We start from the raw sequence: 23173 nt of genomic DNA on the forward strand, positions 1-23173 counted from the left end.
ACCCGGCGGCGAACGACGCCGCCGGGTTCGGTAAATCAACCAGGCCGCCGCAGCGGCCGATCCAAGGGAAAGCAGATGAAGCTAGCGTTGACGTGTGGAATGGCCGCCTTATCGATATTGGCGTCCTTGAATCCGGGGGGCGTATCGGCGGCGCCGGCATATCCGAGCAAGCCGATACGGGTAATCGTGCCGTACCCGGCCGGCGGCTCGACCGACGTGCTGGCGCGCATGCTGGGCCAGAAGGTGGGCGAATCGCTGGGCCAGACGGTGATCGTGGAGAACCGTCCCGGCGCCAGCGGCAATATCGGCGCCTCTTTTGTGGCGAAGTCCGAACCCGACGGCTACACGCTGTTCCTGGGAACCTCGACGGCGCTGTCGGTGAACCAGAGCCTGTACAAGACGTTGCCGTACGACCCGCAGAAAGACTTCACGCCCATCGTGCTGGCCACCATGCTGCCCAGCCTGGTGGTGGTCAACGACAAGGTGCCGGTAAAGTCCGTGCAGGAATTGACGGAATGGCTGAAAGGCCCCGGACGTTCGGCCAGCTATGCGTCGTCGGGCGCCGGCACGCCCGCGCACCTGGGGGGCGAGCTGTACAAGCGGCTGACCGGCACGAACGCCACGCACGTCCCGTATAAAGGAGGCGCGCCGGCCCTGACCGACCTGGTCGGCGGGCAGACGGCCTATATGTTCGCGATCCTGCCCGAAGCGATGCCCTTGGTGAAGACCGGCCAATTGCGCGCGCTGGCGGTCACCACGGCCAAGCGCTTGCCGGCTTATCCGGACCTGCCCACCGTGGCGGAGTCCGGCGTGCCCGGCTATGAGCTGATCGGCTGGTACGGTTTCCTGGCGCCGGCCGGCACACCCGCCCCGATCATCGACACCTTGAACAAAGCCTTCAACCGCGGATTGCAGGATCCCGACACCCGCAGGAAGCTCCAGGACCTGGGATTCGAAGTGGCCGGCGGCCCGCCTCAGGCCCTGAGCGACCTGATGCGCAGCGAAACCGTCAAATGGAAGCAGGTCATCGATAAGGCCGGGATCAGCCTGGAATAGAAGAGGCCTCGGGTCTTCCGGCTTGCGGGCACCCTGCGCGGGCGCGGCCCGGCGGGATGGGCTGCCAGCTATTTGCGCGGCGCGGGGCTTTTGTTCGATGTCCGCCTGCCGCCCAGTGTCCTGACGCCGGGTGGCAAGGCGCGTTCGTCGATGGCGCGGCGCATGAATTCCAGCAGGTGTGTGGAGCTGGGCGACAGCGCGCGCAGCTTGCGGCTGATCAGGCAGATCTCGCGCGACAGCCTGGGCCCGCTTACTTCGCGGAACACGAATGGCGCGAACTGTCCCATGCCCGCCGCGAGTGCCGGAATAATGGCGTAGCTGGCGCCCATGCGCAGCACCGCATGCAGCGACGTGGTGCTGGATATTTCGTCGCGCATGCCGGAGAACATGTCCTTGCGGCCGGCATTCTGCCGCAGGAAGGCCCCGATGCCCGTGTCCGGCGAAAAGCTGACGTAGTCCGCCGGGTCCAGCTCGGACCAGCGCAAGGGCTTGCGGCTGGCGCCGTAGCGATGCCGTGGATCGCATACGACCCCGTAGCGGTCCTCCAGCAAGGGGGTGTATACGAGGTCGTCGTGTCCTCGGTACCGGCTGGTCACCGCGAAATCCAGCTCGCCGCCGGCCACCATGGTTTCGACCAGTTCCGCGCCGGCATCGCGCAGCGAGATCGTGGTGTCCGGATATTCCGTCTTGAAGGCATGGGCCGCGCTGGCCAGGAAATGCTCGATCACCGAGGCCGCCGCGGCGATCCGGATATGGCCCTGTCGTCCCTGCGAAAAGGCCTGCAGGTCGCTGAGCGCGCCGTCGAAGTGGCTCAGTATCTTTTCGGCTTCCACCTTGAAGCGCACGGCTTCGTTGGTCATGGCGACGCGGCGCGTGCTGCGGTCGAACAGCTTGACCCCGACGGTTTCCTCGAACTGCTGGATGGTGGCGGTCAGCGAGGACTGCGTCAGGAACAGGCGCGAGGCGGCCACCGTGAAAGAACCGGCGTCGGCCACCGCCACGAAGCATCGCAGGTGTCGGAGGGAGATATTGCGCAGCATGGTCGGATTGGATTGCACCGCGCGGGGCGGGGCGTCTTTGGGGCTTAAAAGCGCGTGCGTGGGATCGTCGTGGCGAAAGGTCGCGCCCGATCGGACGAGGCCCGGCGGCTTCCGATCATATATTGATGGAAACGAATAAACAATCGAAATTCATTGTTTGTTATGAACAAAGCCCGTTCCTAGAATTCATGCCGACGATCCCATTTCCGGGAATGTGCACACCGGCGCCATCGCCACGAACCGCAAAGGACACAGACATGGGCTTACTCGCAGACCGGGTCAATCGCATCAAGCCGTCTCCCAGCTCGATGGCGGGGCAGCGCGCGCGCGAATTGCGCGCCAGCGGGCGCGATATCCTGGGACTTACCGCCGGCGAGCCCGATTTCGACACTCCCGAAAACATCATCGAGGCTGCCATGCGCGCCATGGCGCAATCGCGCACCAAATACACCGATGTGGGCGGCACGCCGGAGCTGAAGGCGGCCATCGCGGACAAGTTCAAGCGGGAGAACCGCCTGGATTACAAGAAGGAAGAAATCATCGCGGGCACGGGTGGCAAGCAGGTGATCTTCAACGCCTTGATGTGCACGGTGGGCAAGGGCGACGAGGTCATCGTGCCGGCACCGTACTGGGTGTCGTATCCGGATATCGCGCTGCTTGCCGGCGCCACTCCCGTCTTCGCGCCGACGCGGGTCGAGGACGGCTTCAAGCTGTGCCCCGACGAACTGGAGCGCGCCATCACACCGCGCACGCGGTGGCTGATACTGAACGCGCCGAACAATCCCAGCGGCGCGACGTATTCCGCCCAGGAGCTGCAAGCGCTGGCGCAGGTGCTGCTGCGCCATCCTCAGGTGTGGATCCTCTCGGACGATATGTACGAACACATCCTCTACGACGGGCGCCGGTTCAGCACCATGGCAGAGGTCGAACCGGAACTGAAGTCGCGCACGCTGACGGTAAACGGCGTATCCAAAGCCTATGCCATGACGGGATGGCGCATCGGCTACGCGGGCGGCCCGGGCGAACTGATCAAGGCGATGACCAAGCTGCAGTCGCAGAGCACGTCCAACCCATCGTCCATCAGCCAGGCCGCCGCGCGCGAGGCGCTGGACGGCCCGCAGGATTTCATCGCGCAACGCACGGCAATCTTCCAGCAGCGGCGCGATTTCCTGGTGGGTACCTTGAACGATATCCCCGGGATCCGGTGCCATGTGCCGGAAGGCGCCTTCTATGCCTTTCCTTCCTGCGCACAACTGATGGGACGCCGGACGCCGCAGGGCAGGGCATTGTGCAGCGACGAGGACTTCATCATGTATCTGCTGGAAGAAGTGGACTTCGCCGTTCTGCAGGGCGCGGCCTACGGGGTGTCGCCGTACTTCCGCCTGTCGTTCGCCGCGTCCATGGATACCATCAAGGAAGGCTGCGACCGCCTGCGGCGCGCCTGCGAACGACTTGCCTGAGGCTAGTCCCCGCGCCGCATCACCGCGCATTGCGGGCAGGCGTGATGGCCGCCGGCAATCGACGTCCATTATCGGCGGGAGCCGGGTGCGCGGGGGATTCCGCCCGCGTTGTGCCGGCCGGCGCGGCAGGTGCACGGCTTGCCCGGGACAAGTGGCGGACGGTCTGGGGCGGTTGGCCCAGCACGCGCAGGAATGCGCGCCGCATTTGCTCACGATCGGAAAAGCCGAGGCCCTGGGCGGCTTCATCACCCTGTTCCTGGACCCGCATTACCTAAGCCTGGTCGGGGTGGGGCTCATCGCGCTGTCGATTGTCGTGGCGGAAGCTGCCCATCGCGGCATCGCGCGACCGTCCCTCCGTGTGCATCACAGCCGTCCTTTCTGAAGAAAACGCTGGAGCTTGTTCAGCGCGCTGTTCCAACCCTGGCAGTGATCATCGCGATTAGCGACACTGCCGAGGCCCTCCTGCCTCAAAGTGAGTTCCGTTTTCCCTTCACTGTGCTGGAACGTCAGCGTGATCACGCTTTGCCGGGACGGATCGCCATCCCATCCCCAGCTAAATGACAGCGTCTTCGGTCGGTCGATAGTCATAAATCTGCCGGAAACCGGCAGGCGAGAGCCGTCCGACATTTGCATGTCGATGTGATACTTGCCGTCGACATACGCCTCCAGAACGGGCACTTTGCAGCTGATGCCTTCGGGTCCGATCCACGCTTGCCATTGCTCCCGCGTCAGCCAGGCATCGAACACCTCCTCGGGCGATGCGTCGAAAACCCGGGTGATCACGAGCGTCGTTTCGTCGTCGATGTTCACGATATTTCCTTTGGAGAGTTTTTCAGGTGGTCATCGAGCCGCCCAAGGCTCGCGGTCCAGAAGCGGCGGCTGAAATCGAGCCATTGCTGGGCACTGGCCAGCGTTTCCGGGCGCAGGCGGCAGACTCGCTGTTTGCCCCGCCGTTCGTTGACGATCAGCTCCGCATCCTCCAGCACTTTGAGGTGCCGCGAGATCGCCGGCGCCGAAATCGTGAACGGCTCGCCGAGCATTCCAACAGTCGCCTCTCCCTGCGCCAAACGAACAAGGATCGCCCGCCGGGTAGCGTCGGCCAACGCGTTGAAGACAGGGTCAAGTGAATCCATAACCAATATGTTAATTCACGAATTAGTTAAGTCAAGTGTATTTTTCGACCCCTCGTTTCCGCGTCAAGTTGGTATGTGCGTACGGTCGCAGCGGCTTGGAAAGGGGCGCTCGACTCGGGGCACGGCAAGCAGATCCCCGACGGATGCTGGACCGCTGAGGACCATCTCGCGCTGCTTTCCAGCAACGGAAATGGCGGACTGCTGGACGGTGCTGATCAGGGGAGCGTTCCGAACGATGCTGCATTGGCGATGAGGCCAGCTCTCTACATCGCCTTGAATGAAAAGGTTCGAGGCCAGAACGCGGTTCTGGCAAACAATGGGAAATACGGGGACCCCGGCGGCCGTATTTCCATAGCAAAACAGCGCCTTTCGGCGCTGTTTCGGACATCCGTGGACGTCGCTGGAATCTGGTGGTGGAGCGGAGGAGGATCGAACTCCCGACCTTCGCATTGCGAACGCGACGCTCTCCCAGCTGAGCTACCGCCCCACATCAAGCAAGTCCGCAACTATACCAGAAAACTTTTAGCCCGGGCGCGCCTCCCGTGCGGGGTTTCGCGGCCTCAGGAAGGCATTTTTTTGCCCGCCAGGCAGTGATATATGTGTGTATCAAGACATGTTGTTACATAACCACAATGTCGCTTCGTACCACCGGCAAAAGCCGATTTTCTAGGGTTTCCCCTCGTCGTTACATTGTCGTCTCTTGGCCCGGGCCCGGAAATCGTACAGATTTCGCAGAAGTTGGACCAAATTGGCAGGAGTTCTTACTGTAGAGCATGCAAGTGTGCTGTTGGGCTTACAAATGTGTCTACGAAACGAAAGCGCCTGCGACCATAATATTTACATCTGCTTGAGACGTTATGAAATAAACCGCGTTTTTATGGAGTTGATGCAGCGTTGAACGAAACAGACAATGCCCGCCGCAGTTTCGTCATAGCTGTTTCGTCGACCGTTCCTCTTAAAAAAACCTGTATGCGGAGCGGCACGTGCTGAGCGCGAAGTATTACAGCCGGGCAATCAGCTGTTACTCAACCACGATCACGCATCACGGGAAAGACATGCATTCGTTTCGTCTGAAGCATCTTGTTGCTGTACTTGCAACTGCCGCCGCCACTGCCGCCGTCGCTCAACCCAGCCAGCCCAACGGCCAGCTCGCCAAGCCTCCCGTCGTTCCGGCCACCAACGCACCGGTTGCGCAAGCCACGGGTGCCAAAGGCGCCGCCAGCCTGAACCAGGTCGTCGAGCAGACGCTGCTGACCAACCCGGAAATCCAGGCCCGCTACAACGACTTCCGTTCATCCCTGGAAGGGCAGAACGTCGCCCGCGGCGGGTTCCTGCCGCAAGTCAACACGCAAGGCTGGCTTGGCCATGAATGGCAAAGCAACCTGCCGGGCCAGGGCTCGGCCAGCTGGAACCGTCCCGGCTATACGGTCGAATTGCGCCAGTTGCTGTTCGACGGCTTCAAGACCTCCAATGACGTGAAGCAGGCCGGTTTCGAAAAACTGTCGCGCTTCTACGACCTGCTGGCCACCAGCGACGAAATGGCTTTCAACGCGACGCAGGCCTTCCTGGACGTCGAGCGTTACCGTGACCTGGAGTTGCTGGCGCGCCAGAACTACAGCCTGCACGAAGAAACGATGAAGCAGATCCGCGAGCGCGCGGATTCCGGTGTGGGCCGCCGGGTGGACCTGGAACAGGCCGGTGGCCGGCTGGCGTTGGCGCAGACCAACCTGATGACCGAAAGCGCCAACCTGAATGACGTGACCCAGCGCTTCCGCCGCGTCACCGGGCTGGATGTGCCGTCGACCCTGGCGCCGCCGCCCCGTCTGGAAGACAAGCTGCCCAAGGATCCGAAGAACTTCAACGATTCGCTGCGCAGCAATCCCGCTTTCCTCTCCAAGCAGGCGCTGCTGCAAGCCGCGGATGCCGGCGTGCAATCGTCCAAGGGCGCGTTCTCGCCCAAGTTCGAGTTCGTGGCGTCCAACGGCACGGATACGTCGCAGCCGGGTCCGGACTACAAGAACACGCGCAGCACCAACGTACAGGTCGTCATGTCGTACAACCTGTACCGCGGCGGCGCCGATTCGGCGCGGGTACGTCAGACGTCCGCCCAGAGCTATGCCGCGCGCGATGTCCGCAATTACACCTGCCGCAATATCCAGCAGGATCTGGCGATTGCCTGGAACAACGTGGTGCACCTGCGCCAGGCCCTGCCGTTCCTGCGCGACCACGAAGTGGCGACGACCAAGGTGCGCGATGCCTATCGCCAGCAGTTCCAGATCGGCCAGCGCACGCTGCTGGACTTGCTGGACACGGAAAACGAATTGTTCGAATCGCGCCGCGCGCTGACCAATGCGCTGTACGACCTGCAGGTCGCGCAGTACCGCTGGCTGACGCTGTCGCACAAACTGCTGCCCGCGCTGGGCCTGCGTCCCGCCAACGACGAGACGCCGGAAGAGAACGGCAAGCTGCAGGTCAGCGACGAAGTCATCAAGCTGTGCAATTCGACGGTGCCCGATGCGTCGCGCCTGGAGCCCGTGAAGGTCAACTACAACAGCGGCATGACGCCCCCGGATCTCATCCCCGCGGGCAAATCCTCGCAACCCAGCCCGGCCCAGCCGGGTTCCTCCCCGAAGTGGTGATTTGCCATGGCGACTCAAGGCGAAAAGGATCAGGACGGCGAATTTTCCAAGTTGGATCTGGACTTCGTTCGTGTACTCGAAGATCTGATAGACGCCTTGATCGCCAACGGCACGCTGCGGCTGACTGACCTGCCGCCGCACGCGCAGCGCAAGCTTAACGAGCGTAAGCAGCACCGGGCCCGGTTATCCGAACATCTGGATCTGTTGGACGATGAAGACGGACAAGTCATTTGACCGCTCGGTGGACTCGTGGCGCGTAGATCCGCGCGCGGTTCATGACGATCCCTTGCTGGAGTGCCTGGTCGAGCTGACCCGGGTGCATGGGGTCCCCGCGACGCCGCAGGCCTTGTCGGCCGGGCTGCCGCTGGTGGACCAGCGCCTGACGCCGGCGCTGCTGCCGCGCGCCGCGGCGCGGGCCCGCCTGTCGGCCCGCATGGTCAAGCGCGCGGTGGCGGAGATCCCGACGGATATCCTGCCCGCGATCCTGCTGCTGCATGGCGAGCGCGCTTGCCTGCTGCTGGAGGCGCGCGAAGGCAAATACCTGATCAGCCATCCCGAGCTGGGCGCGGGTGCCGTGGAAATCAGCGCCGAAGAACTGGCGCAGGACTACACAGGCATGGCCTGTTTCGTGCGGCCGCAATTCCGCTTCGACGCCCGTTCGCCGGAAGTCGGCAAGGTGCGCGGCCGGCACTGGTTCTGGTCGGCGATATTCGAGAACCGCCGCCTGTACCGCGATGCCATCCTGGCGGCGGTGCTGATCAACGTGTTCGCCATGGCGATGCCGTTGTTCACGATGAACGTGTACGACCGCGTCGTGCCCAACAACGCGCTGGAGACCCTCTGGGTCCTGGTGGTGGGCATCGCCATCGTGGTCATCTTCAATACCATCCTGACCACGGCGCGCGCGCATGTCATCGACAGCGCCAGCAAGCGGGTCGACGTGAAGCTGTCGGCGCTTATCATGGAGCGGGTGCTGGATCTGCGCATGGAAGGGCGGCCGGCGTCGGTCGGCTCGTTCGCCGCCAATCTGCGTTCCTTCGAATCCATTCGCGACTTCATCGCATCGGCCAGCATCACGACCCTGGTGGACCTGCCGTTCGTGGTCATGTTCCTGCTCGTGCTGGCGTGGATTTCGCCGTGGATGGTCATTCCGCCGGTGGTCGCCATCGTCCTGATCGTGCTGGTGTCGCTGGCCGCGCAGTTCCGCATGGAAACGCTGACCATGGCGTCCTACCAGGCATCGTCGCAGCGCAATGCGACCCTGGTGGAGGCCCTGACCGGCTTCGAGACGGTCAAGACGCTGAATGCCCAGGGCGCGATGCAGCGGAACTGGGAGCGCTCGACCGAGTACATCGCCAATATCAGCAGCAAGCTCAAGCTGATGTCCAGCACGACGGTCGGTTTCGTCGCCGCGATGCAGCAGCTGGTATCCGTGGCGGTGGTGACCATCGGCGTGTACCTTGCCCACGATTCGGCGGTGTCCATGGGCGGCATCATCGCGGCGTCGATGATCTCCGGCCGCTGCCTGATCCCGCTGGGCCAGGTGGCCGGACTGTTGCTGCAGTACCAGAACGCCCGCACCTCGCTGGGGTCGATCGACAACTACATGCAGCTGCCCGTGGAACGCCCGGAAACTGCGGAATTCCTGCACCGTCCGGTCTTCCACGGATCCGTCGAGTTCCGCGACGTGACGTTCGCCTATCCCGGCGCGGCGCAGCCCGTGCTGCGCAATGTGTCCTTCAAGCTGAACCCGGGCGACAAGGTCGGCATCATCGGGCGCATCGGCTCCGGCAAGACCACGCTGGAAAAACTGATCATGGGCCTTTACCAGCCCACGGAAGGGACGGTGCTGCTGGACGGCGTCGACGTCCGCCAGATCGATCCGGCGGACCTGCGCCGCGCGATCGGCTATGTGCCGCAGGATCCGGTGCTGTTCTATGGCAGCCTGAAGCACAACATCGCCATGGGCGCGCCCTACGCGGATGACGCCAGCATCCTGGCGGCGGCCGAGGTCGCCGGCGTTAGCGAATTCGCCAATGTGCATCCGGACGGCTTCGACATGCTGATCGGCGAACGCGGCGAATCGCTGTCGGGCGGCCAGCGGCAGTCCGTGGCGATATCGCGGGCGCTGATCAACGATCCGCCGGTGCTGCTGCTGGATGAGCCCAGCAGCAACATGGACCACCAGAGCGAATCGCGCCTGCGCGGCCAGTTGGCGGCGGCCGGGTCCAACAAGACGATGTTCCTCATCACGCACCGCACCGCACTGCTCGAGTTGGTGAACCGCCTGATCGTGATCGATGGCGGCCGCGTCGTGGCCGACGGTCCCAAGGAACAGGTGGTGGAAGCGTTGCGCACGGGCCGGGTGGGACGAGGGAGCTGAGCATGGACACGCATGTCGCGAACGAAAGCGGTTCGTTCCTGGGGACCCTCGTGCGTCTGCCACGGACGCTGTTCGTCAAGCTGTTCGACGTCCTGCTGGACGGCGAGGAGCGGGGCAAGCCCAAGGTGACGACCGGCTACGCCGGCAATGCCGAGTGGGCGATCTACCATTCCGACGCGCGCGGCGCGCGCGTGCTGCTCTGGACCTCGCTGGTCGTGGTGGCCGGCCTGCTGGTGTGGGCGGCGTACAGCCCCATCGACGAAGTGGTCCGCGGCGAAGGCAAGGTCGTGCCCTCCCGCCAGGTGCAGGTGGTGCAAAGCCTGGACGGCGGCGTGGTCAAGGAGATCATGGTCAGGCCCGGGCAGACTGTCGAACCCGGCCAGATCCTGCTCAAGATCGACCCCACCCGGTTCAATTCCTCGCTGGGCGAAAACCAGGCCGAGTACCTGTCGCTGGAAGCCAAGGCCGCGCGCCTGCATGCTTTGGCGACCGGCGAACCTTTCGAGGTGCCGGAGGAAGTCCAGGAGAAGCTGCCCGCGGCGGCCGAAGCCGAGCGCAATGCCTGGATCCAGCGCACCAACGAATTGAACGCCACGATCAACGTCGCTAAGGAACAGGTCAAGCAGCGCCAGGAAGAACTGCGCGAAACGCAGGCCAAGCGCGACCAGGCATCGACGACCTGCGCGTTGACGTCGCGGGAACTTACCGTGACACGTCCGCTGTTGAGCAGCGGCGCGGTTTCCGAGGTCGATTTGCTGCGCCTGCAGCGCGACGTCGCCAAGAGCTGCGGCGACCAGAAGGCCGCCGAGGCCCAGATCGATCGTATCCAGGCATCGATCCAGGAAGCGCTGAGCAAGACCAAGGAGGCGGAACTGAACATCCGCAACCAGGCGCGCAGCGACCTGTCCGATACCACCACCAAGCTGCGTACCTTGCGCGAGGGCAAGCTCGCGCTGGCCGACAAGGTCAAGCTGGCGGAAATCCGCTCGCCGGTGCGCGGCACCGTCAAGACGCTGCTGGCCAATACGGTGGGCGGGGTGGTGCAGCCGGGCAAGGACATCATCGAGATCGTCCCGACCGACGATACGCTGCTGCTCGAGGTGCGCGTCCTGCCGCGCGATATCGGCTTCCTGCACCCGCAGGAGAAGGCTCAGGTCAAATTCACCGCCTACGATTTCTCGATCTACGGCGGCCTGGAGGGCGTGGTGGAGCAGATCGGCGCCGATACGGTGACCGACGAGCGCGGTAACTCCTTCTATATCGTCCGGGTCCGGACCTCGAAAGCCACGGTCGGCGACCAGCACCTGCCCATTATTCCCGGCATGGTCGCCGAAGTGCATATCCTGACCGGCAAGCGGACGGTGCTGCAGTACCTGCTCAAACCCATCCTGCGCGCCAAAGAGAACGCATTCACCGAACGTTAGCAGGCTGGCTCGATTCAATAGTCCGTACGTTCCTTCGGATTCCCATCCGCATACCTGTCGCGGCGCGTCACGTCGCGCGGCGGCAGGCTACTGGAAGAGGTATTGATGCACGTGGCACCGGTTCTGTTCGTCACTCACGACGATCTGCTATGGAAACACTGGTCGGGCCTGGACGCGCGCCGCTGGCTGCCCGCGCGTGGGCGTGCCCTGGCGGATCTGGCGCGCTGGCGCGAGCAGGGCAGGTCGCTGGCCGTGGTGGACGCGGACATTCCCAGGTTGCCCGCGTGGAATTCCGAGCAATGGACCGGCGCGATCAGGGGACTGCGGACCATCGTCGCCAGCGCCCGTCCCCATGACGAGCAGGGGACCAAGGTGCTGGCATCCGGCGCCGTCGGGTATTGCCATACCTATGCGCCCCCCGCCTTGCTGAACCAGGTGCTGGAGGTGGTCGATGCCGGCGAAATCTGGATGGGCCGGTCGCTGGTGACGCGGCTGCTGCGCCTGGTGGAGAACCGTGCCGGCGGCAAAGAGGAATGGCATGCCAACGTGCTGACCGAGCGCGAAGACATGGTCGCGCGCCGCGCCGCCGTGGGCGAGGCCAACGGCGAGATCGCCGCTGCCCTGGGTATTACCGAACGCACGGTCAAGGCGCATCTATCCTCCGTCTTCGAAAAGCTGGGCGTGAGCGACCGTCTGCAGCTCGCGCTGCGGGTGCACGGCATCAGCCGGTGACGCCGGCCTGCGCCGGCGTTTCCATCCCGGGCCCTGCGCCGGCCGGCCGATGGACGGACGGCGGACACCCAAGGGGCGGCCTCCGGTAGCGGGCCTGCAGCGGGCGCAGCCGTCCGGCGTAGGCCGGAATCCGGCGCCTAGGGCGGCCGGTGGGCTGCCCTGCCATCCAGGTGGGCGAATGTCCCCGAACGGCCTCCGGCATCTTCATTCCATCGCAGAACCTGTCCTCCAGGACAATATCCGCCATTGGTCCGGGTCTTTAGGATTACGCCATCTAAAACCGGAGCTAAAAAATGGCCTTCTCCACTCCCGCCGTAGTTACGCAAGTCGTCGGACGCGCCTGGATACGCAATAGCGATGGGTCGCTCACCGAACTGCATGCCGGCAGCCGGATCCCGCCCGATACCGAAATCGTGACTGCAACGGGCGCCACCGTCGCCCTGCAGACGGAAGGCGGCATGCCCCTGACGATCGGCGAGAACCGGGATGTGGCGTTCAATGCCGATATGGCGGGCCAGCCGGTCGATCGCTCCGAAGCCGCCGTGGCGCCGCCCACCGGCACCGATTCCGACCGCCTGCTGGCGGCCCTGCAGAATGGCCAGGACCCGTTCGACAACCTGGATCCCACGGCTGCCCTGGTGGCGGGCGGTGGCGATGCCGGCGGCAGCAGCTTCGTGCGCCTGGCCCGCGTGGTCGAGTCGACCTCCCCGCTGGATCTTGCCTATCCTGGCGCCGGTACTCCCGCGATCAACCTGCTGACCCCGGCCGGCCTGGCGACGAACAATAACGCGCCCGCCAACGACCCGCCGACCGCCGGCAACGATACGGGCACCACCACCGAGAAGTCGTTCGTCACCGGCAATATCCTGACCAACGACACCGATCCCAACGGCGACGCGGTCTTCATCCAGTCGGTGGGCGGCACGCCGATGGCGACCGGTGGCGTGCAGGTCGCCGGTTCCACCGGCGGTACCTTCACGGTGTTCCCGGACGGCAGCTATATCTTCAATCCGGGCGATGCGTATCATCACCTGGGCGCCGGCCAGTCGGAAACCAGCACCGTCACGTACACGGTGTCCGATCCGTTCGGCAATACGTCGACCGCCACGGTGACCGTCACGGTGAACGGCCTGAACGACGCTCCGACCGCGACCGCGATCGACAACGTCAACGGCGTGGACGCGCAGCAGAACATCAATGTGAGCGTGGCCGGTCATTTCGCCGATGTCGACACCGGCGACAAGCTGACCTTCACGGCCAACGGCCTGCCCCCAGGCCTGACGATCAACCCGGACACGGGCGTGATCACCGGCGCCATCGACCATTCCGCCTCGCAGGGCGGCAACAACGGTGTCTACCAGGTCACCATCACCGCGACCGATACCAGCGGCGCGACCGTGACCGAAACCTTCAACTGGAACGTCACCAACCCCGCGCCGTTGGCGGTCAACGATGCCGCCACCACCACCGAGGACGCGGCGGTCTCGGGTAACGTCCTGACCGGCAACGCCCAGGGCGTGGGCCGCGATATCGATCCGGACGGCGATACGCTGACCGTCGTGCATGCGGGCGACAAGGACGTGACCTCGGCCGGTGTGGAGGTTGCCGGTTCGGCCGGCGGTACGTTCACGATCCGCGCGGACGGTACGTACTCCTTCAATCCGGGCGAGGATTTCCAGAGCCTGGCGGCCGGCGAAACCAAAACGACGACCGTCAACTACACGATTTCCGACGGCGAGGGCGGCACCTCCATCGCGACGTTGACCCTGACGGTGACTGGCACCAACGATGTGCCGGTCATCACTCCGGGCGAAGGCAGCCCCGACGCCAACCAGGTCAAGGAAGACGAAGTCCTGACGGCTGAAGGCAAGCTGGACATCGTCGATCCCGACCACGACCAGTCCTTCTTCCAGGCGCAGAACGGTACGGCCGGACAGCACGGCACGTTCTCGATCGACACCGAAGGCCACTGGACGTACAACCTGACGAACGACGATCCGCAGGTACAGCAGCTGGCCGTGGGCGAGCAGCTGACCGAGACCTTCACGGTCAAGTCCGCGGACGGCACCGAAACCACGGTGACCATCACCATCGACGGCACCAACGACGTCCCGACCATCAGCGGCCCCAACACGGCGGCGGCCACGGAGGATGTCGAGCAGACCGTTTCCGGCCAGCTTTCCGTGGCCGATGTGGATAAGAGCGATACGCACACCTGGTCGGTGTCGGGCGAGCCCCAGGGCCAATATGGCACCATCAGCGTCGACCAGACCGGCAAGTGGACCTACACGGTCGACCAGCAGGCGACGCAGGCCTTGGCCAAGGACCAACAGGTCCAGGAAACCTTCCATATCCTGGTCGATGACGGCCACGGCGGTACGGCCCTCCAGGATGTGACCATCACCATCACCGGCACCAACGATGTGCCGGAAGTCAGCAGCGGCGCGAACGCCGTGACCGAAGACCAGGGCGTCAACAACGATGGCAACCTGGTGGCCACGGGGCAGCTGACGATCACCGACGTGGACACGGGCGAAAGCCACTTCCAGGCGGGCGCGCGCTTTGACGGCAGCACGGGCAACGGCAACGCGCCGCTGGGCCAGCTGGTATTCAACGTCGACGGTTCGTACACCTACACGGTCGCGAACGACAACGCCGTGGTGCAGGGCCTGCGCAGCGGCGAGAGCGTCGTCGAAACGTATACGGTGACCAGCCAGGACGGCTCGGCCACCAGCACGATCACGATCACGATCAACGGCACGGACGACGTTCCGGTCATCACGCCGCATTCGCCGGACAGCGACAAGGGCGAGGTGAAGGAAGACACGACGCTGAGCACCAGCGGCAAGCTGGACATCGTCGATGCCGACCATGACCAGTCGTTCTTCCAGGCGCAGGACAACACGGCGACCCAGCATGGCACGTTCAGCATCGATGCGAACGGCAACTGGACGTACAACCTGAACAACAGCGATCCGGCGGTCCAGGCGCTGGCCGTGGGCGAGAGCCTGACCGAGAAGGTCACGGTCGTGACGGCCGATGGCACGACGACCGAAGTCACGATCACGATCGACGGTACGAACGACGTTCCGCAGATCAGCGGCGAAGCGACCGGCGCGTTGAAGGAAGACGCGGCGCCGTCGGTATCGGGCCAGCTGGCGGTGTCGGATGTGGACACGAGCGACGCGCACACGTGGTCGGTGCAGGGCAATCCCAAGGGCCAGTACGGCACGCTGACGGTGGATGCCACGGGCAAGTGGACGTATACGGCCGACAGCAAGGCGATCCAATCGCTGGCCGAAGGCCAGGAGAAGGTCGAGACCTTCCATGTCGTGGTGGACGACGGCCACGGCGGCACGGCGGTGCAGACCGTGACGGTCACCGTGACGGGCACCAATGACGTGCCGGTCGTCACGGGCCACGGTACGGGCACCGTATACGAAGATCTTCTGCCGTTGACCGGCGGGGATCTGGACGTCAAGGACGCGGACGCGGGCCAATCGCACTTCCAGGCCGAGAGAGTGACGGGCGAGCACGGCACTTTCGCCATCGCCTCGAACGGCACCTGGGGCTACCTGCTCAACAATAGCGATCCGCAGGTCCAGGCGCTGAGCGTCGGCGAAAAGCTGACCGAGACCTTCACGGTCAAGACCGCGGACGGTACGCCGACCACGGTGACCGTCACGATCGTCGGCACCAACGATTTCCCGCACATCAGCGGGCAGAGCACCGGCGCGATCAAGGAAGACGCGGCCACGACGGTCAGCGGCCAGCTCAATGTCAGCGACGTCGACGCGCACGATACCCACAGCTGGTCCATCGTCGGCAATAACCAGGGTGCCTATGGCACGTTGGCGGTCGACCAGACCGGCAAGTGGACCTTCACGGCGAACCAGAATGTGCAGTCGCTCGGCGAAGGCGACACGGTGCAGCAGAAGTTCGTCGTCCAGGTCAGCGACGGCCATGGCGGCTTCGACCTGCAGACCGTGACGGTGACGCTGACCGGCACCAACGACGTGCCGGTGATCACCCCGCACGACCCGGGTACGCCGGGCCAGCCGGAGACGGCCAGCGACCACGGCACGGTGGTGGAAGACGCCACGCCGGACACCACCGGCGGCAAGCTGGACATCAAGGACGCGGACGCCGGGGAAAGCAAGTTCACGCCGCAGAACAACCATGCGGGCGACCACGGCACATTCTCGATCGACCAGAACGGCAACTGGACCTATCACCTGAACAACGGGGATGCCGCCGTCCAGGCGCTGGGGGCCGGCCAGACGCTGACCGAACAGTTCACGGTGACCTCGGCCGACGGCAGCGCCACGCACCAGGTGACGGTAACGATCATCGGCACGAACGACGTGCCGGTATTGAGCAGCGGCACCAACGCCGTGACCGAAGACCAGGGCGTCAACAACGACGGCAACCTTGTGGCCACGGGCCAGCTGACGATCGCCGACGTGGACACGGGCGAAAGCCACTTCCAGGCGGGCGCGCGCTTTGACGGCAGCACGGGCAACGGCAACGCGCCGCTGGGCCAGCTGGTATTCAATGCCGACGGTTCGTACACCTACACGGTCGCGAACGACAACGCCGTGGTGCAGGGCCTGCGCAGCGGCGAGAGCGTCGTCGAAACGTATACGGTGACCAGCCAGGACGGCTCGGCCACCAGCACGATCACGATCACGATCAACGGCACGGACGACGTTCCGGTCATCACGCCGCATTCGCCGGACAGCGACAAGGGCGAGGTGAAGGAAGACACGACGCTGAGCACCAGCGGCAAGCTGGACATCGTCGATGCCGACCATGACCAGTCGTTCTTCCAGGCGCAGGACAACACGGCGACCCAGCATGGCACGTTCAGCATCGATGCGAACGGCAACTGGACGTACAACCTGAACAACAGCGATCCGGCGGTCCAGGCGCTGGCCGTGGGCGAGAGCCTGACCGAGAAGGTCACGGTCGTGACGGCCGATGGCACGACGACCGAAGTCACGATCACGATCGACGGTACGAACGACGTTCCGCAGATCAGCGGCGAAGCGACCGGCGCGTTGAAGGAAGACGCGGCGCCGTCGGTATCGGGCCAGCTGGCGGTGTCGGATGTGGACACGAGCGACGCGCACACGTGGTCGGTGCAGGGCAATCCCAAGGGCCAGTACGGCACGCTGACGGTGGATGCCACGGGCAAGTGGACGTATACGGCCGACAGCAAGGCGATCCAATCGCTGGCCGAAGGCCAGGAGAAGGTCGAGACCTTCCATGTCGTGGTGGACGACGGCCACGGCGGCACGGCGGTGCAGACCGTGACGGTTACCGTGACGGGCACCAATGACGTGCCGGTCGTCACGGGCGACGACTCCGGCACGGTGCGGGAAGATTTCCCCTTGCAGCAGTGGACGGGCGGCGACCTGGATATCAAGGATGCCGACGCCAGCCAGAATTACTTCCAGGCCAATGTCATCACCACGCCCCACGGTACCTTCCTGGTCGGAACCAATGGTAGCTGGCTGTTCACGCTGAACAACAACAACCCCGAAGTCCAGGCACTCGGCGCGGGCGAAAAACTGGTCGAGACGTTCACCGTCAAGACCGCCGACGGTACGCCTGAAACGGTGACGGTTACCATCCTCGGCACCAACGATGCGCCGCACATTAGCGGCGTCAGCAGCGGTGCGATCAAGGAAGACGCCGCGACCGCGGTCAGCGGCCAGCTGAACGTCAGCGACGTGGATGCGCATGACACCCACAGCTGGTCCATCCTGGGCAGCAACAAGGGCGACTACGGCAACCTGACGGTCGACCAGACCGGCAAGTGGACGTACACCGTGAACCAGAACGTGCAGTCGCTGCGCGAAGGCGAGACGGTGCAAGAGAAGTTCCTGGTCCAGGTCAGCGACGGCCATGGCGGCTTCGACCTGCAAACGGTGGTGGTGAACGTCACCGGCACCAACGACGTGGCGATCATCACCCCGCATCACCCCGGCGACGACCTCGGTACGGTGCAGGAAGATCGCGTGCAGGCGGTGTCCGGCAACCTGGATGTGCAGGACGCGGACAAGGGCGAAGCGACCTTCCAGACCCAAAGCAAGACGCCGGGCGAGTACGGCAGCTTCTCCGTCAATTCGCAAGGCACCTGGACGTACCAGTTGAACAACAGCGATCCCCGCGTGCAGGCGCTGGGCGCGGGCGAGCACCTGACCGAAACCTTCACGGTGAAGAGCGCCGACGGCACGCCCGCGACGGTAACGATCACCATCGATGGCACCAACGACAACCCGGTCATCTCCGGCGTGCACAACGGGGCTTTGACCGAGGACGGCGCGCCTTCGGTGACCGGCCAGTTGACGGTTTCCGACGTGGACGCGCACGACACGCATACGTGGACGGTGGTCAACGGTTCCAAGGGCGATTACGGTTCGATCAGCGTCGACGCCACGGGCAAGTGGACCTATACCGTCGACCCGCAGGCCGTGCAGTCGCTGAAGGAAGGCGAGAAGCAGACCGATACCTTCACCGTTAAGGTGGACGACGGCCACGGTGGCACGGACACCCAGACGGTGACCGTAACGATCACGGGTACCAACGACACGGCGATCATCACCCCGCATGACCCGGGCACGCCGGGCCAGCCGGGCACGGCCAGCGACCACGGCACGGTGGTGGAAGACACGGCACCGGACACGACCGGCGGCAAGCTGGACATCCAGGATGCCGACGCGGGCCAGAACAAGTTCGTGGCGCAGACCAACCATGCGGGCGAGCACGGCACGTTCGCGATCGACGAGAACGGCAACTGGACGTACAAGCTGAACAACGGCGATCCGGCGGTGCAGGCGCTGGGCGCGGGCCAGACGATGACCGAGCAGTTCACGGTGACCTCGGCCGACGGCAGCGCCACGCACCAGGTGACGGTGACGATTATCGGCACGAACGACGTGCCGGTGGTCAGCGCCGGCACCGGTGCGGTGACCGAAGACCAGAACGTCAACAACGATGGCAACCTGGTGGCCACGGGCCAGCTGACGATCACCGACACGGACGCCGGCGAAAGCCACTTCCAGGCGGGCGCGCACTTTGACGGCAGCACGGGCAACGGCAATGTGCCGCTGGGCCAGCTGGTGTTCAACGCCGACGGTTCGTACACCTACACGGTGGACAACGGCAACGCGGTGGTGCAGGGCCTGAAGACGGGCGAGAGCATCGTCGAGACCTACACGGTAACCAGCCAGGACGGTTCGAAGAGCAGCACCATCACGATCACCATCAACGGTACGGACGATGGCGCGACGATCACCCCGCACGACCCGGGCACGCCGGGCCAGCCGGGCACGGCCAGCGACCACGGCACGGTGGTGGAAGACGCCGCGCAGGACACGACGGGCGGCAAGCTGGACATCCAGGATGCCGACGCGGGCCAGAACAAGTTCGTGGCGCAGACCAACCATGTGGGCGAGCACGGCACATTCGCGATCGACGAGAACGGCAACTGGACGTACAAGCTGAACAACGGCGATCCGGCGGTGCAAGCGCTGGGCGCGGGCCAGACGATGACCGAGCAGTTCACGGTGACCTCGGCCGACGGCAGCGCCACGCACCAGGTGACGGTGACGATTATCGGCACGAACGACGTGCCGGTGGTCAGCGCCGGCACCGGTGCGGTGACCGAAGACCAGAACGTCAACAACGATGGCAACCTGGTGGCCACGGGTCAACTGACGATCAGCGACACGGACGCCGGCGAAAGCCACTTCCAGGCGGGCGCGCACTTTGACGGCAGCACGGGCAACGGCAACGTGCCGCTGGGCCAGCTGGTGTTCAACGCCGACGGTTCGTACACCTACACGGTGGACAACGGCAACGCGGTGGTGCAGGGCCTGAACGCCGGGCAGAGCATCGTCGAGACCTACACGGTGACCAGCCAGGACGGTTCGAAGACCAGCACCATCACGATCACCATCAATGGTACCGACGATGGCGCGACGATCACGCCGCACAGCCCGGGCAGCGATGCAGGCACGGTGGTCGAGGACGCGGTCCCGAACACCACCGGCGGCAAGCTGGATGTGGTCGACCCGAATCCGGGCGAATCGCAGTTCCAGGTGCAGACCGGTACGCCTGGGGTGCACGGTTCGTTCTCCATCGATGCCAACGGCAACTGGACCTATGCGCTGAACAACAGCGATCCGGCGGTGCAGGGCTTGGGTAAAGACGAAACCATGACCGAGCAGTTCACGGTGAAGTCGCTGGACGGCAGCGGCGAACACACCGTGACGGTTACGATCGTCGGCACGAACGATGACCCGGTCATCAGCGGCAAGTCCACGGCCTCGGTGACCGAGGATCTCGAAACCTCGGTATCCGGCCAACTGACCGTCGCGGACAAGGACTACCACGACGGCCATACCTGGACCATCGATTCGCCGGCCAAGGGCGCCTACGGCACCCTGACGCTGGACAGCACCGGCAAGTGGACCTACACGGTAGACCAGCAGGCGACCCAGGCGCTGGCCAAGGACGAGCACAAGACCGACACCTTCACGGTGAAGGTCGATGACGGCCACGGCGGCACCGACACGCAGACGGTCACCATTACCCTGACCGGTACCAACGACATCCCGATCATCACGGTCGGCCAGGGCAGTTCCGATCACGGCACCGTCTACGAAGACGGCGCCGCCCTGACCGGGACCCTGGCCATCCAGGACAAGGACGCGGGCGAAAGCAGCTTCCAGGCCAATACCATCCACGACCAGTACGGCACGTTCACGGTCGATGCCAATGGCCACTGGACCTACACGCTGGACAACAGCAATCCGGCGGTGCAGGCGCTGTCCGGCAGCGACAGCCTGGGCACGCGTGTCTACACCGTGGTTTCGGCCGACGGCACGGCCACGCATCAGGTACAGGTGACCATCAACGGCACCAACGATGCGCCGACCGCCAGCGACAATGCCACGACCGTCAACGCGGGTGGATCGCACACCTTCACGACCGCGGAGTTCAACTTCGCCGACAGCAACGGCGAGCACAACACGCTGCAGGACGTCATCATCACCCGCACCCCGGACAGCGGCACGTTGACGCTGAACGGCCAGGCCGTTACCGCGGGCCAGGTGATTTCCGCCAGCGATATCGCGGCGGGCAAGCTGGTATACACCCCGGGTGCCGACGGCAAGGACACTTCCTTCGGCTTCAAGGTGCAGGACAACGGCGGTACGGCGCACGGCGGCCAGGACACATCCACCGAGCACAACTTCGGCCTGGCCACCAACAATCTGATCCAGGGCGACAACACCAGCACCGGCGACAACAACGGCCATGGCGGTACCACGCCGCCGCTGAATGGCGGTTCGGGCAACGACATCATCATGGGCGATACGGGCGGCACGGTCACCACCACCACGCCGGGCCAGAACTACAACATCGCGCTGATCGTCGACCACTCGGGCAGCATGGACAGCGACATCGCCGGCAACCAGACCCGCATGGAACTGGTGAAGGACGCGCTGACGCAGTTCGTCAAGCAGTTGGCCGGCCACGACGGCATTGTCAACGTGACGCTGATCGGCTTCGGCAGCTCGGCCGATACGGCCGTCACCGTGCAGAACCTGGACCTGAGCGATGTCGATCAGGCGACCGACAAGCTGATCAAGGCGATCAACAACCTGGATGCCTCCGGTTCGACCAACTACGAGGACGCCTTCGATTCCGCGGTGGACTGGTTCAACGCGCAGGCGGCGGCCGGCAAGGGAACGGCGAACGGTTACGACAACCTGAGCTTCTTCATGACCGACGGCGATCCCACCGTCTACAACGGCGGCGGCAACGGTTCGTCGACCAGCTCGACGACCCTGCAGCACTCGATCGACGCGTTCCAGGCGCTGGCCGCGATGAGCACCGTGCACGGTATCGGTATCGGCGACGGTGTGAACGAGAACTACCTGAAGTTCTTCGACAACACCGATGCCGCCGGCACTGGGCAGGTCGACTTCGGCGACGGCACCACCAACCTGAGCACGTCGTGGTACTACGGCTTCGACAGCACCGGCAGCTGGAATACGATCCAGAACGGCGGCGGGTCCATCAGCGAAGGCAGCGGCTCATCGATCCAGATCTCCGACAAGTACGGTACGAAGGGGAACGATCCCAAGTCCACGCAGTACGCGACCGACGGCGTGACGGTCTCCAGCGGCCATACCGCGCACTTCGAGTTCGACCTGAGCACCAGTTCGAGCTTCAAGGCCGGCGATGCGGTCACCTGGTACCTGCAGGTCAAGAACGGCAATAGCTGGACGACGATCGAGTCCGGCACCAGCACCGGCCACATCACGACCGGCGATCACGGCGCGGGCCAGTATCGCCTGGATTTCGATGTCCAGGACAACACCAACAACAACTCGAACGCGTCCATCAGCGTGGACAACTTCTTGCTGGTCGATCACCTCTACGTCACCGGTCCCACCGGCGAAGTGGACATCGTGCTGCAGCCGGGCGACCTGACCACGGCCCTGAACGGCGGCGGATCGCATTCCGATCCCAACGCGGTCGGCGCCGATACGATCAATGGCGGTGATGGCAACGACATCATCTTCGGCGATACGATCAACACGGACGCGCTGAACTCGACGCAGCATCCGGCCGGCACGCACAACGGCCAGGGCCTGCAAGGGCTGTTGGATTACCTGACCGATACGCTGGGCCATGCTCCCACGTCGAGCGATGTCTACAACTACGTCAGCCAGCATAGCGATACGCTGAACGTGGGCGGCGACACGCGCGGCGGAAACGATACGATCCACGGCGGCAACGGTAACGACACCATCTACGGCCAGGGCGGCAACGACACCCTGTACGGCGATGCGGGCAACGATACCCTGGTGGGCGGCGCGGGCAACGACACGTTGTACGGCGGCGATGGCAGCGACACCTTCAAGTGGTCGCTGCACGACGGCGGCACGACGGCCAACCCCGCTGTCGATACCATCATGGACTTCGATACCCGCGCCGCGTCCGCCGGCGGCGATGTCCTGGACCTGCACGAGCTGCTGAACAACCCGGCCGACGGCGACCTGTCCAAGTACCTGCACTTCTCGAAGAGCGGTACGGATACGGTCATCAACGTCAGCACCACGGGCGGTGCGGCGCAACAGGCCTTCGACCAGAAGATCGTGCTGCACGGCGTGGATCTGACCAACGGTGGCAGCCTGCAGAACGACCAGGCCATCATCAACGATCTGATCCAGAAGGGTAAGCTGCATGGCCACAGCTGATCGCTAGCGGGGGCCGCGCTCCCGGAC

The 23173-nt window shown here is 64.5% G+C and carries 12 protein-coding genes and 1 tRNA gene; 9 read left to right on the plus strand and 4 right to left on the minus strand.

Annotated elements, in window-relative coordinates:
- Positions 1–75: 75 nt before the first annotated feature.
- Positions 76–1056: a Bug family tripartite tricarboxylate transporter substrate binding protein gene (locus CAL28_RS12240; protein ID WP_094841639.1), complete on the plus strand. Its 981-nt coding sequence runs from the start codon at positions 76–78 to the stop codon at positions 1054–1056.
- A 68-nt stretch (positions 1057–1124) separates the two neighbouring features.
- Here the strand turns inward: CAL28_RS12240 and CAL28_RS12245 are convergent, their stop codons facing one another.
- Positions 1125–2096 (minus strand): LysR family transcriptional regulator, encoded by a 972-nt coding sequence (locus CAL28_RS12245; RefSeq protein WP_094841640.1) that lies wholly within the window; start codon positions 2094–2096, stop codon positions 1125–1127.
- Positions 2097–2353: 257 nt separating this feature from the next.
- Between CAL28_RS12245 and CAL28_RS12250 the strand changes: the two genes are divergently transcribed.
- Positions 2354–3556, plus strand: coding sequence for a pyridoxal phosphate-dependent aminotransferase (locus CAL28_RS12250; RefSeq protein ID WP_094841641.1), 1203 nt, complete (start codon positions 2354–2356; stop codon positions 3554–3556).
- 205 nt (positions 3557–3761) lie between these two features.
- A complete protein-coding gene (locus tag CAL28_RS29750; protein WP_176463973.1) occupies positions 3762–3938 on the plus strand; it encodes a hypothetical protein in 177 nt (58 codons plus the stop codon).
- Here CAL28_RS29750 and CAL28_RS12260 read toward each other — a convergent pair.
- The 3 genes from CAL28_RS12260 to CAL28_RS12270 all read right to left on the minus strand — a co-directional run bounded on the left by CAL28_RS12260 (position 3920) and on the right by CAL28_RS12270 (position 5176).
- On the minus strand, positions 3920–4366 hold the full coding sequence (locus tag CAL28_RS12260; protein ID WP_176463974.1) for an SRPBCC family protein: 447 nt from the start codon (positions 4364–4366) through the stop codon (positions 3920–3922). The two genes, CAL28_RS29750 and CAL28_RS12260, sit on opposite strands and share 19 nt — an antisense overlap.
- Positions 4363–4689 (minus strand): ArsR/SmtB family transcription factor, encoded by a 327-nt coding sequence (locus CAL28_RS12265; RefSeq protein WP_094841643.1) that lies wholly within the window; start codon positions 4687–4689, stop codon positions 4363–4365. Before CAL28_RS12265 ends, CAL28_RS12260 begins: the two co-directional genes overlap by 4 nt.
- Before the next feature lie 411 nt (positions 4690–5100).
- Positions 5101–5176, minus strand: a tRNA-Ala gene (locus CAL28_RS12270).
- A gap of 568 nt (positions 5177–5744) precedes the next feature.
- Here CAL28_RS12270 and CAL28_RS12275 point away from each other — a divergent pair.
- The 6 genes from CAL28_RS12275 to CAL28_RS12300 all read left to right on the plus strand — a co-directional run bounded on the left by CAL28_RS12275 (position 5745) and on the right by CAL28_RS12300 (position 23146).
- Complete coding sequence (locus CAL28_RS12275; protein WP_094841644.1) at positions 5745–7328, plus strand: TolC family outer membrane protein; 1584 nt, start codon at positions 5745–5747, stop codon at positions 7326–7328.
- 6 nt (positions 7329–7334) lie between these two features.
- Positions 7335–7562 (plus strand): hypothetical protein, encoded by a 228-nt coding sequence (locus CAL28_RS12280; RefSeq protein ID WP_094841645.1) that lies wholly within the window; start codon positions 7335–7337, stop codon positions 7560–7562.
- A complete protein-coding gene (locus tag CAL28_RS12285) occupies positions 7540–9711 on the plus strand; it encodes a type I secretion system permease/ATPase (RefSeq protein WP_094841646.1) in 2172 nt (723 codons plus the stop codon). The genes CAL28_RS12280 and CAL28_RS12285 overlap by 23 nt, the downstream gene beginning before the upstream one ends.
- 2 nt (positions 9712–9713) lie before the next feature.
- Positions 9714–11135, plus strand: a complete 1422-nt coding sequence (locus CAL28_RS12290) for an HlyD family type I secretion periplasmic adaptor subunit (RefSeq protein ID WP_094841647.1) — start codon at positions 9714–9716, stop codon at positions 11133–11135.
- A 105-nt stretch (positions 11136–11240) separates the two neighbouring features.
- A complete protein-coding gene (locus CAL28_RS12295; protein WP_094841648.1) occupies positions 11241–11867 on the plus strand; it encodes a response regulator transcription factor in 627 nt (208 codons plus the stop codon).
- 293 nt (positions 11868–12160) lie between these two features.
- The gene (locus tag CAL28_RS12300; RefSeq protein WP_094841649.1) at positions 12161–23146 is read left to right on the plus strand and encodes a retention module-containing protein; all 10986 of its coding nucleotides are present in this window, start codon (positions 12161–12163) and stop codon (positions 23144–23146) included.
- The last annotated feature ends 27 nt before the right edge of the window (positions 23147–23173 follow it).

The sequence above is a fragment of the Bordetella genomosp. 11 genome (assembly GCF_002261215.1).
Lineage (GTDB): Bacteria > Pseudomonadota > Gammaproteobacteria > Burkholderiales > Burkholderiaceae_B > Bordetella_C.